Below are 11,100 nucleotides of genomic sequence, written 5' to 3'. Positions count from 1 at the left end.
TGCTTGTTGACGCAGTCGAGCTTGCGCGAGGCGTTGTGGAGGTGGCGCACCGCCGTCTGCTCGGCGATGCCGAGGATGCGGCCCAGCTCCCAGGCGGTCTTGCCTTCCATGGTCCAGCGAAGGCACTCCAGTTCGCGCTTCGTCAACCCAAGCTCCACACCGGACGACACGCTCCGAAAAAGCAGACGGGCCATCGCCTCTTGGGCATGCACAGCAAACAGCTGGAGTTCGGCCGTCATTCGGCTGAGCCGGGCTGAACACCTTGGCAGAGGGCGGCTGCCATCCACACCGAACATGAAGTGAATGCCTTTCGGCATGTGCATGGCCACGGCAATGCCACAGCGGTATCCATGGCTGGCCTGATGCTCCCACTTCTCAGCACGATCCGCCTTCACATAGGTGGACTGATCCCACACGATGGGTGTGCTCCTCTCCCTGCAGTGCTGCATGACAGGGTCGGCCTTGCTCACGCGAGGATCCATGTACGCGGACAGATAAGCCTGCGGCGTATTGCCGATGTCTATGAACTTGGTGGCACCCAAGGGGTTGTCGACCACCGTCACCGCAGCACCGATCTCGAAGCCGAGATGCCCTGCGAATCGCACCAGCTCGACCTGCAGGGCCGCACTGGTCCCCGCGTCCAGCACCGATACAAAGGTACTTTGAAACATCTTTTCGCCTCCTCCCCTCACCCCTGACAGCCTTTACACCTGTCATCTCTGACAGCTGCCAGCTCTTACAGCTGCGCGAACCCGGCAGCCGACCACATGATGCACAAACCAACAACAGGGCTGTCATCATGCTGCGACCAACCACCCGTCCTGCCCCCACCACACCGGCCTGGATCGTCTGCGCCTGGCCCCCGGTCACCTGCCCGGTGGTCCAGGCGCCCGAACTGCACTTCGTGCACCTGGGCACCCGCGTCCTCAACCCCGGCGATGCCGACACGCCCACCACGGGCCAGACCCTGTGGGGTGGCCCTTCGGGCGATGGCGCGGCCGGTGTGGCCTGGGACTGGGTGCAGATTCAGGAGGGCGTGGTCGCCATGGCCGACCCCTTCGGCCTGGTCACCAACCTGCAGCTGGTGGGCGCGCAAGGCCAGGTGCTGAGCGGCTTCGAGGCCACGCTGCGGCTCAACGAGCTGGTGCACGCGCTGCCGTGGCAGACCGAAGTGCAGCGCGCACTCGGCCGCGTCGAGCACTGAGCGCCGTTCAGCCGGGGCGCAGCATCTCGATGTGCGGGATGCCGTCTTCCATGTAGTCCTCGCCCACGGCCTCGAAGCCCACCTCGCCGTAGAAACGACGCAGGCGCGATTGCGCCGAGATGCGAACACCCAAGCCCGGGTAGAGCGCGCTCGACAGCACCAGCACGCGCTTGACCAGCTCGCGCCCGAGGCCCGTTCCGCGTGCCGCCTCGGTGGTGATCACGCGGCCCATCGACGGCTCGGCGTACTTCACGCCAGGCTCCACCAGCCGCGCATACGCAAGCGGCAGCTCATGCGCACTCGACCACGCAGCCAGGTGGTGCGAGCGTTCGTCGGCCTCGTCGGCATCGAGGTACACGCAGTTCTGCTCGATCGAGAACACGAGCTGTCGCGCGCGGTAGATACGGGCCAGCTCGACGGGTGAGAGATCGGCAAGGCGCGCGTGACGCCAGCTCAGGGAAGCAACGGGCTGATTCATGCCGACATCATGCGCATACTCGGCCCCAACTCAAAACCGGAGGGGAATCTCATGCGTCGTCTGTTGATTGCCGTGCTGGCTCTCGTGGCCGTGCTCGCCGCCTACCTGCTGCTGTGGCCAGTGCCAGTGCAACCTACTGCTTGGGCCGCGCCCAAGGCGCCCGGCTACACCGGTGCGCACGCCGTCAACACCAAGCTCGCCGGGCTGCAAAGCCTCTCGCTCGGCGGCGACGAAGGCCCCGAGCACATCATGCTGCGAGACGGCTGGCTCTACACCGCGGTGGCCAGCGGCGCCATCGTCCGCATGCGTCCCGACGGCTCGGGCCGCGAACTCGTGGTGCAGACCGGTGGCCGCCCGCTGGGCTTCGACTTCGACGCCAACGGCGCTCTCGTTATCGCCGACCCGATGGCCGGCGACCACGGCGGCCTGTTGCGGGTGACAGGCACCGGCCCATCAGCCAAGACCGAGCTGCTCACCGACAGCGTGAACGGCGACCCGATCCGCTATGCCGACGGCGTGGTGGTGGCCAAGAGCGGCAAGATCTATTTCACCGACGCCTCGCGCCGCTTCGGCGCCAAGCAGTGGGGTGGCACCTTCAACGCGAGCGTGCTCGACATCCTGGAGCACCAGTCCAGCGGCCGCCTGCTCGAGTACGACCCGGCGACCAAGGCCACGCGCGTGCTGCTGAGTGACATGTGCTTCCCCAATGGCCTCGCGCTCAGCACCGACGAGCAGCACGTGTTCGTCAACGAGACCGGCGAGTACCGCATCTGGAAGATCGCCGTGGCGGCGAACAACGTGAGCGCCAAACAACCGAACGCCGAGGCCAAGGTGCTGCTGGCCAACCTGCCCGGTCACCCCGACAACCTGATGCGCGGCCAGGGCGGCCGCATCTGGGTCGGCCTGGTAAAACCGCGCGGCGCCTTCATCGACGACAGCTCCGGCAAGCCCTGGTTGCGCTCGCTCGCGATGCGCCTGCCCAAGGCGCTGTGGCCGGTGCCGCCGGCCTATGGCCACGTGTTCGCCTTCGACGAGTCGGGCAAGGTGCTCGTCGACCTGCAGGACCCGAGCGGCGCCTACCCCGAGGCCACCGCCGTCACCGAGACCGACGACCGCCTCTACGTGCAGAGCCTGCACGCCAAGACGCTGGGCTGGATGGAGAAGAAGGCCGCCGGGCTGTAGGACCTTCGTGCTTCAGCGCACCGCCGCGCTGCGCAGGCGACGCGCGACGAAGGCCACACCGATCACGGTGAGCAGCGCGCAGACGAAGAGCGGCACCAACACCTGCTCGGCACCGAAGCCTTCGCCCTTGAGCGTGCGCATCATCAGCGTGTACTGCGCCAGCGCCGGCACCCACAGGTGCCAGCGCGCCTCGCCGCTCTGGTTGAAGATGGTCACCAGCGGCAGCAGCGAGACGGCCAGGATCACGACCGTGCTGCTGGCCTGCGCCTCCTTGAAGCTCTTGCAGCGGATGGCCACCGCCATCAGCAGCGCAGACAGCGCCGCGGCAAACGGCAACAGCACCACCAGGAACTTGACGGCCTCGCGCAGGCCGAACTGGAACATCGCCTGCAGCGTCTCGCTGCGCAGCAGCCACTGCGCCGGCAGGAAGCTCAGGCAGCTCAGCACCGCGATCAGCATCGCCAGCACCGCCACCGCGCCCCACTTGCCCAGCACCAGCGCCGAGCGCGCGGCCGGCGTCATCAGCAAGGGTTCGAGCGAGGCGCGCTCGCGCTCGCCAGCCGTGGTGTCGAGGGCTGCGTTGAGCGCACCGTAGAGCACCGCCATGATCACGAAGAAGGGCAGCATGCCGGTGAGCTGCGCGGCGCGCGTCTGCGTGCTGGCCAGGTCGCGCTCTTCCACCTGCAGGGGCGACAGCAGCTCGGGCGACACGCCGCGCATCAGCAGGCTCACCTGGCCGCGCTCGCGGCCGTAGGCCTGCACCAGCTGCACCAGCCGGCCCGCGCTCGCCTGCGATTGGCGGTTGCCGCTGTCGGACACCACCTCCACCACCGGCTGCTCGCCGGCCAGCAGCTCGGCCTCGAAGCGCTCGGGCACCACCAGCACCGCGTCGCCCAGGCGCGAGCGGCGCAGCAGTGCTTCGTAGTCGGCCGGCGCCGTCTTGATGCTGAAGCTCTGGCGCTCGAGGAAGTTCTTCAACGCGGGCGCGTGCTCCATGCCCACCGCCACCACCACGCGCCGCTCGGCCCGCGCCTCGAACGAGGCCAGCAGGCCCGACAAGGCGATCAGCACCATCGGCCCCAGCAGCACGGCCGAGAGCAGCACCACGAGCAGCGTGCGGCGGTCGCGCAGCGCATCCACCAGCTCCTTGCGAAACACCACCCCCGCCGTCATGCATGCACCTCCGGAAACGCCAGCTGCACGAAGGCCTGCTCGAAGTCGTCTTCGCCCGTCATCTGCAGCAGCTCGGCCACGGTGCCCTCGGCCACCGTGCGGCCCTGCGAGACCACCACCACGCTGTCGCACAGCCGCTCCACCTCTTGCATGATGTGGGTGGAGAACACGATGCACTTGGCGCCGCCTTCGGGCGTGCGCAGGTGGCGCAGCGTCTCGCGCAGCGCGCGCGTGGCCACCACGTCGAGGCCGTTGGTGGGTTCGTCGAGCACGATGTTGGCGGGGTCGTGCACCAGCGCGCGGGCGAGTGCGGTCTTCATGCGCTCGCCCTGGCTGAAGCCTTCGGTGCGGCGGTCGAGCAAGGGGGCCATGTCGAGCAGGCGCGCCAGCTGCTCCGCGCGCTCGGCGGCGGCCTCGCGCGGCATGCCTTGCAGCGCGCCGTAGTAGGCGATGTTCTCGCGCGCGGTGAGCCGAGGGTACAAGCCGCGCGCGTCGCTCAACACGCCCATGCGGGCCTGCGCCTCGCGCGTCTGGCGCACCACGTCCAGGCCGTCGACCGACAGCGTGCCGGCATCGGGCGTGATCAGCCCGGCCAGCATGCGCAGGGTCGTCGTCTTGCCGGCGCCGTTGGGGCCGAGCAGGCCGGTGATGCGGCCGTCGGGCGCGCTGAAGCTCACGGCGCTCACCGCCTGCACCGCAGCCTGACTGCTGCGCAGGCGCCAGCCGGTGCGTGGCGCAGCGAACTGCTTGGCCACCCCCTGGATCGTGATCATCGCGCGGCCTCCGGGTTCAAGGGCTGGAAGAACGGCGGGCGCGGGATGGACTGCACGCAGGCGAAGTCCAGCCGCAGGGCCTCTTCGTCCGGGACGTCGATGAAGCGCTGCATCAGCTCGGGCATGCAGCCCAGGCCCAGCACGCCGTGGCCTGCGTTCGGCACCACCACGTGCCGTGCCATCGGCCCCATCGCCTGGGCCACGCGCGCGCCATGGCGCGGCGGCGTGGCGGGGTCGATGCCGCCGCTCAGCAGCAGCACCGGCACGGGCGCCTTGGGCAGCGTGTAGAAGGCCGCGGGCAACTCGCCGCGCGGCCAGTCGGCGCAGGCGCGCTGGTAGAAGCGTGCACCTTCGTCGCCGAAGTCGGCACCCGGTGTGTCGGTGCTTTGCGGCAGGCGCGGCACATCTTCGGCACACACCACCGAATAGTGCATGCCCGTGGCGGGCGCCGAGCCCTTGCGCAGAGAGAGGCCCGTGCCCAGCGTGAGCAGCGCCTGCGGCCGCCCTGCGCTGGCCTCGTGGATGGCCGCCGGCAGCGCCTGCGCCAGCACCGGCGAATACAGCGCGCCGCGCACGGCCGACACCACCATGTCGCGCGTGATGACGATGTCCTCGCCCTCGCCCGTCAGCGGGTGCTGCAGGTTCGCGCGCTGCGGCAGGCGCGCCAGCCACGCCGACCACAGGCCACGCAGGTTCGGGTGGGCGCGCGCGCAGGCCGTGTCGGCTGCACAGGCCGCGAGCAGGGCGTCAAAGGCCGCCTGGCCGTCGGTCGAGAAGCTGGCTGGCAAGACCATGTCGGGTGGGGCCACGCCATCGAGCACCAGGCGGCGCACCACCTGCGGGAACTGGCGCAGGTAGTCGAGCGCCGCGCGCGTGCCGTAGGACACGCCCACCAGGTTGACGATCGGCGCGCCAAGCGCCTGGCGCACCGCATCGAGGTCTTGCGAGGCCAGCGGCGTGGTGAAGAAGCGCAGGTCGCCGTAGGGGAGCTTTTGCAGCTGTTCGCGGCACTGGCGCAGCTGCGCGAGCTGACGCTCGGGGTCAGCCAGCTCGGCCAGGCGCTGCTGGCGCGGGTCGTCGCACAGCAGCGGCGCCGATCGACCAGTGCCGCGCTGGTCGACGAAGACAATGTCGTAGCGGTTGTTCAGGCGCGCGAACAGCGGCAGCACGCTGCCTGCCACGCCGATGGCGCTCTGGCCCGGCCCGCCGGCGAGCAGGAACACCGGGTCGGGCTCCTTGCGCCGCGCGAACGCCGGCACCACCACGTAGTGCACGTCGATCTTCACGCCGTCTGGGCGGGCCGGGTCGAGCGGGCGCGCCACCTGGCCGCACAGCACCTCGTGGCGGATGCCGGCCACGCGGCAGGGGGTGAGGTCGGCGGCCGAGGCGGTGGCCGCACTGCACACCGCCAGGGCGGCAAGCCACGCACGCATGCGCTTCACTGCCCCAGCAAGCGCTTCAGTTCACCGCTGTCGATGAGCTTGCGTGTGTCGCTCGCGCCGCCCACCAGCTGGCCTTTGACGAACACCATCGGGAAGGTGGGCCAGCCGGTCCACATCTTCAGCGCATTGCGACGCCGCCACTGGCTCAGGTAGTTGCCGAACTCCAGGTACTGGAAGGGAATGCCCGCGGCCTTGAGCGCGCTGCGCACTTGCCGGCCCGGCGTGTTCCAGGCCATGCCCACCACCAGCACCGGGTTGGAGGCGGCCGCCGAACGCACGTTGTGCACGATGTCGGCGTGCAGGTTGGCCACCCTGTCGCGGATGGCGGGGTGCAGCTGGCTTTCGTCGAGGATGAGTCGCGGCATGCAAAGGCTCCGGGCGGCAAAGCCCGGAGCTTAGCGCCCGGCGCGTGTCAGGTCGCCAAGGCCCCGCGCTGGAAGTCCTGCACCGCCTGGAAGATCTCCTGCTGCGTGTTCATCACGAACGGGCCGTATTGCGCGATCGGCTCGTTGAGCGGCCGGCCGGCGATCAGCAGCAGCTTCGCGTCGGCATCGAGCGCGCGGATGCGCACGCCGTCGGCCTCGGCGTCGTTGCGCAGGATGGCCATGCGCTCGCTGTCCACACGCTCGCCCTCGATCTCGACGGCGCCGCCGTACACGTAGACGAAGGCGTTGTGCGCGGCCGGCAGCGCGTGCTCGAAGGTCGTGCCCGCGGGCAGTGCGATGTCGAGGTACAACGGCTCGGTGGTCGGGCGCGTCACCGCACCCGTGACCCCGCGGCTCACCCCGGCAATCACGCGCACCCGCGTGCCGCCGTCCAGCGTGTACACGGGCACGTTCTGCGGCGGCACGTCCTGGTAGAGCGGCGCGGTCATCTTGTCTTTGGCCGCCAGGTTCACCCACAGCTGGAAGCCGGCCATGCGGCCCTCTTCCTGCTCGGGCATCTCGGAATGGATGATCCCGCGCCCGGCCGTCATCCACTGCACGCTGCCGGGCTCAAGCAGGCCGACGTTGCCCACGCTGTCCTGGTGGCGCATGCGGCCTTCGAGCATCACCGTCACGGTCTCGAAGCCGCGGTGCGGGTGGCTGGGGAAGCCGCCGATGTAGTCGCTCGCCGAGTCGCTGCCGAAGGCGTCGAGCATCAGGAAGGGGTCGAGGCGCTTCTGCAGCGGCTGCGTCAGCACCCGGGTGAGCTTGACCCCGTCGCCATCCGACGTGGGCTGGCCGCGCACCAGGCGCTCGACGCGGCGGGAAGTGGTCAGTGAAGCCATGGGGGTGGGGGTGAGTGTTGTCATGAGGGTGACTCTAGGCCTCCACGAAACGCCGTGGCACCGGTCTTTTTGCACACGCCGCTCAAACAACTTGCATGTGGGGCGCGCACAAGCGCGAGCGCGAAGCGTAGGCTGCGCGCCAGCGGCCTGATGCTTATGGGATGCAACTAAATGGGGCCTGCAACCGGAGACCTCCATGCAACGCAGACCCCTGCTTCTCGCCGCGTCGCTCGGCGCCTTCCTGCCCGCCGCGCGCGTCTTCGCGCAAAGCAGCGCCGAACTGGTGCTGGGCCACACCGGTGTGCTCAGCGGGCCCCTGGGCGCCCCGGTGAAGACCATGCTGGCCGGCGCCGGGCTGGCGTTCGCCGAGGCCAACGCCCAGGGTGGGGTGGCCGGCCGCAGCATCCGGGTGGTGTCGCTCGACGACGAGCTCAAGCCCGACAAGGCCGTCGCCAACTACCAGAAGTTGCTTACCGAACATAAGGCTTTCGCCTTCTTCGGCTGCGTGGGCTCGGGCACCACCGCCGCCGCCGCCAAGGTGCTCAAGGACAGCGGCGCGCCCATGGTGGGTGGCTACGCCGTGGCCGATTCAGCGCGCGACAAGACCCAGGGCGCCGCCTACTACGTGCGTGCCACCACCGGGCGCGAAGCCGAGGTGCTGGTGCAGCAGCTGATCACCATCGGCATCAGCCGCATCGCCGTGGCCCACCTCGACAACCCCGGCGGCGCCGAGGCGCTTCGCCTCATCGGCCAGGCCCTGTCGGCCCACAAGCTCGACCCTGTCGCAGCCGGCGGCATGAAGGGCGACGCGAGCAATGCCGCCGAACTGGCCCAGGCGCTGCTGGTCGGCAACCCGCAGGCGGTGATCATGTACCTGGGCGGCGCACTCGGCGGCGAGCTGATGAAGGCCACCTGGGCGCTGGGCCGCCAGCCCTCGTTCTACGGCATGTCGATCGTGCCCGGCGAGCTCATCGCCAAGGTGGTGGGCGAGAAGACCCGCGGCCTGGCCATCTCGCAGGTCACGCCCTACCCATGGAACACCGTCGACGCCACCGCCAAGTCCTACCAGCGCCTGGCCGAGGCCGCCCAGGTGCCGGTGGGCTACTACAGCTTCGAGGGCTACATCAACGCGCTGGTCATGCTCGACGCCCTCAGGCGCGCCGGCCGCGACCCGAGCCGCGCGCGACTGCACGCCGCGCTGCGCGCCACCCGGCTGCGCCTGGCCGGCATGGACATCGATTTCACCGCGGGCCAGCACACCGGTTCGCGCTTCGTCGAGCTGGTTCAAGTGACACGCGAAGGGCGATTCGTGCGCTGATCCTGCAGCCTGCACGAAAGCGGTGAAAGCGGTGTAATGAGCGCCCCTTTCCCTTCGACCAAGGCCCACCCATGAAGCTCTACTACAGCCCCGGCGCGTGTTCGCTTTCCCCCCACATCGCCCTGCGTGAATCCGGCCTGCCCTTCGAGCCGGTGCTCGCCAGCACCAAGACGCACAAGCTGCAGGACGGCACCGACTACTACACCATCAACCCCAAGGGCTACGTGCCGCTGCTCGAGCTGGACAACGGCGAGCGCCTGAGCGAAGGCCCGGCCATCGTGCAGTACATCGCCGACCAGGTGCCCGACAAGAAGCTCGCGCCGCCCAATGGCAGCATGGCGCGCTACCGCCTGCAGGAGTGGTTGACCTTCATCGGCACCGAGATCCACAAGGCCTTCAGCCCCCTGTTCAACCCCGCCACCACCGAAGAGGCGCGCGCCGCCTGCAAGGCCAAGATCACCTCGCGCCTGGCGTATGTCGACTCACAACTCGCCAACAAGCCCTACCTGCTGGGCGACCAGTTCAGCGTGGCCGACGGCTACCTCTTCACCGTGACGAACTGGGCCAAGCCCACCTCGACCGACATCAGCGCGTTCGGCAACCTCGCCGCCTTCATGGCCCGCGTGGCCGCCCGCCCGGCGGTGCAAGAGGCGATGAAGGCCGAAGGCCTGATCAAGTGATCGCCAGCGCGCTTGCGCCGCTGCTGGTGGCAGCCGCTGCCGCGGGCGCGGGTGCCCTGCCGCCGGCCGGGCGCTACGAGGCCCGGCTGTGCGTGGCCGCCTCGGCCCAGCCGCCCAACTGCGGCCCGGTCGAGGCCCAGGTCGACGCCGAAGGTGGCCTGGTCGTGCGCGTGCACGACTTCGCCTACCACCTGGCCTTTCAGCAAGGCCTGCTGATCGGCGTCACCACCCACGGGAGCATGCAGGTGGCCGAGTTCGTTTCCAGCTACCGCTGGATCGGCCAGACGCTGATGTTCGGTGACCGGCCGCGCGGCCTCAACTACGAGCTGCAGCTGGGCACGTCAAGCGCCGAACCCGCACGCTAGTTTTGCGTGCCGCGCGTGCGCGCGATGCTTTTGGGAGCCGCGCCTGCGCGCCATGCTTTTGAGAGCCGCGCCTGCGCGCGGCGGGGGCCTTGTCCTACAGGCGCGCGTCGCCTTCGTGGGTACAAAAAGAGGGTCGCAACCCGGCCCCTCGCGTGCCCATGCCTACCCCAACGCTTGCCTTCAAGGTGATGACGGTGAACACCCACAAGGGCTTCACCTTCTTCAACCGCAAGTTCATCCTGCATGAGCTGCGCGACGCGGTGCGCGCCGTCGGCGCCGATGTGGTGTTCCTGCAGGAGGTGCAGGGCACGCACGAGAAGCACCCGGTGCGCTTCGCGGCGTGGCCCGAGGCGCCGCACTACGAGTTCCTCGCCGATTCGATCTGGCCCGAGTTCGCCTACGGCCGCAACGCCGTCTACCCGCACGGCCACCACGGCAACGCGGTGCTGTCCAAGTTCCCGATCACGCACTACCGCAACCACGACGTGTCGATCAGCGGGCCCGAGCGGCGCGGCCTCTTGCACTGCGTGCTCGACGTGCCCGGCCACGACACCCAGCTGCATGCCATCTGCGTGCACCTGGGCCTGGCCGAGGCGCACCGACGCAAGCAGCTCGAGCTGCTGTGCCACCTGGTCCACAGCGAGGTGCCGCCCAAGGCGCCGCTGCTGATCGCGGGTGACTTCAACGACTGGCGTGGCCGCGCCAACCGCGTGCTGGAGCGCTGCGCCGGCCTGCGTGAGGTGTTCGCGCATGCGCACGGCAAGCCGGCGCGCACCTTCCCCGCTCGCTGGCCGGTGCTGCAGCTCGACCGCATCTACGTGCGCAGCGCGCGGGTGCATGCGCCGGTGGTGCTGCCACGGCGGCCGTGGTCGCACCTGTCCGACCACGCCCCACTCGTCGCGGAGATCAGCCTATGAACGCCCCTTGGCTCCCTGGCAACCACTTCACGCTGCTGGAGAACGGCGAGGCCTTCTTCCCTGCCGTGTTCGAGGCCATCGCGAATGCGAAGCGCGAGGTGCTGGTCGAAACCTTCATCCTGTTCGAGGACAAGGTCGGCCTCGCCTTGAAGGAGGCGCTGCTGGCGGCCGCGCGCCGCGGCGCGCAGGTCGACGTGCTGATCGACGGCTTCGGCTCGCCCGAGCTCTCGCCGCAGTACATCGGCGAGCTCACGAGGGCCGGCGTGCGCCTGCGCGCCTTCGACCCGCAGGCGCCGCT

At 69.4% G+C, this 11,100-nt stretch carries 14 protein-coding genes; 7 read left to right on the top strand and 7 right to left on the bottom strand.

Annotated features, from left to right (window positions below; all coding sequences use genetic code 11):
- The coding region (locus VFL64_RS01425) for a helix-turn-helix transcriptional regulator (RefSeq protein WP_489538593.1) at positions 1-671 on the bottom strand (671 nt) is incomplete at its 3' end.
- A gap of 128 nt (positions 672-799) precedes the next feature.
- Between VFL64_RS01425 and VFL64_RS01420 the strand changes: the two genes are divergently transcribed.
- Positions 800-1,204, top strand: a complete 405-nt coding sequence (locus tag VFL64_RS01420; protein ID WP_489538592.1) for a DUF4902 domain-containing protein — start codon at positions 800-802, stop codon at positions 1,202-1,204.
- A 7-nt stretch (positions 1,205-1,211) separates the two neighbouring features.
- Here the strand turns inward: VFL64_RS01420 and VFL64_RS01415 are convergent, their stop codons facing one another.
- Positions 1,212-1,682, bottom strand: coding sequence for a GNAT family N-acetyltransferase (locus VFL64_RS01415; protein ID WP_489538591.1), 471 nt, complete (start codon positions 1,680-1,682; stop codon positions 1,212-1,214).
- A 51-nt stretch (positions 1,683-1,733) separates the two neighbouring features.
- On the opposite strand from VFL64_RS01415, the gene VFL64_RS01410 reads away from it, so the two are divergent.
- Positions 1,734-2,864 (top strand): SMP-30/gluconolactonase/LRE family protein, encoded by a 1,131-nt coding sequence (locus tag VFL64_RS01410; protein WP_489538590.1) that lies wholly within the window; start codon positions 1,734-1,736, stop codon positions 2,862-2,864.
- Positions 2,865-2,876: 12 nt separating this feature from the next.
- Here the strand turns inward: VFL64_RS01410 and VFL64_RS01405 are convergent, their stop codons facing one another.
- From VFL64_RS01405 to VFL64_RS01385, 5 genes are read right to left on the bottom strand one after another with little or no spacing between them, the layout of a single operon-like run.
- Positions 2,877-4,037, bottom strand: coding sequence for an ABC transporter permease (locus tag VFL64_RS01405; RefSeq protein ID WP_489538589.1), 1,161 nt, complete (start codon positions 4,035-4,037; stop codon positions 2,877-2,879).
- Positions 4,034-4,810, bottom strand: coding sequence for an ABC transporter ATP-binding protein (locus tag VFL64_RS01400; protein WP_489538588.1), 777 nt, complete (start codon positions 4,808-4,810; stop codon positions 4,034-4,036). The genes VFL64_RS01405 and VFL64_RS01400 overlap by 4 nt, the downstream gene beginning before the upstream one ends.
- Positions 4,807-6,243 (bottom strand): alpha/beta fold hydrolase, encoded by a 1,437-nt coding sequence (locus VFL64_RS01395; RefSeq protein ID WP_489538587.1) that lies wholly within the window; start codon positions 6,241-6,243, stop codon positions 4,807-4,809. The genes VFL64_RS01400 and VFL64_RS01395 overlap by 4 nt, the downstream gene beginning before the upstream one ends.
- A 5-nt stretch (positions 6,244-6,248) precedes the next feature.
- Entirely contained in the window at positions 6,249-6,617 is a 369-nt protein-coding gene (locus tag VFL64_RS01390; protein ID WP_489538586.1) for a glutaredoxin domain-containing protein, read from the bottom strand.
- Positions 6,618-6,664: 47 nt separating this feature from the next.
- Positions 6,665-7,522, bottom strand: coding sequence for a pirin family protein (locus VFL64_RS01385; RefSeq protein WP_489538585.1), 858 nt, complete (start codon positions 7,520-7,522; stop codon positions 6,665-6,667).
- A 196-nt stretch (positions 7,523-7,718) separates the two neighbouring features.
- Here VFL64_RS01385 and VFL64_RS01380 point away from each other — a divergent pair, with 196 nt between their 5' ends.
- From VFL64_RS01380 to VFL64_RS01360, 5 genes are all read left to right on the top strand, one after another.
- Entirely contained in the window at positions 7,719-8,840 is a 1,122-nt protein-coding gene (locus VFL64_RS01380; protein WP_489538584.1) for an ABC transporter substrate-binding protein, read from the top strand.
- 71 nt (positions 8,841-8,911) lie between these two features.
- A complete protein-coding gene (gstA, locus tag VFL64_RS01375) occupies positions 8,912-9,520 on the top strand; it encodes a glutathione transferase GstA (protein ID WP_489538583.1) in 609 nt (202 codons plus the stop codon).
- The gene (locus tag VFL64_RS01370; protein WP_489538582.1) at positions 9,517-9,885 is read left to right on the top strand and encodes a hypothetical protein; all 369 of its coding nucleotides are present in this window, start codon (positions 9,517-9,519) and stop codon (positions 9,883-9,885) included. Before gstA ends, VFL64_RS01370 begins: the two co-directional genes overlap by 4 nt.
- 158 nt (positions 9,886-10,043) lie before the next feature.
- Positions 10,044-10,802 carry an endonuclease/exonuclease/phosphatase family protein gene (locus VFL64_RS01365; RefSeq protein WP_489538581.1) on the top strand — a complete coding sequence of 253 codons (759 nt, stop codon included), beginning with the start codon at positions 10,044-10,046 and terminating at the stop codon, positions 10,800-10,802.
- Positions 10,799-11,100: phospholipase D-like domain-containing protein (locus VFL64_RS01360; RefSeq protein WP_489538580.1), on the top strand; the 302-nt coding region annotated here is incomplete at its 3' end. The genes VFL64_RS01365 and VFL64_RS01360, both read left to right, overlap by 4 nt.

It is taken from the genome of Rhizobacter sp., assembly GCF_035702065.1.
Taxonomy (GTDB): Bacteria; Pseudomonadota; Gammaproteobacteria; order Burkholderiales; family Burkholderiaceae_C; genus Rhizobacter.
Note: the sequence above shows the minus strand (reverse complement) of the source record. Positions and strands in the feature narration are given on the sequence as shown.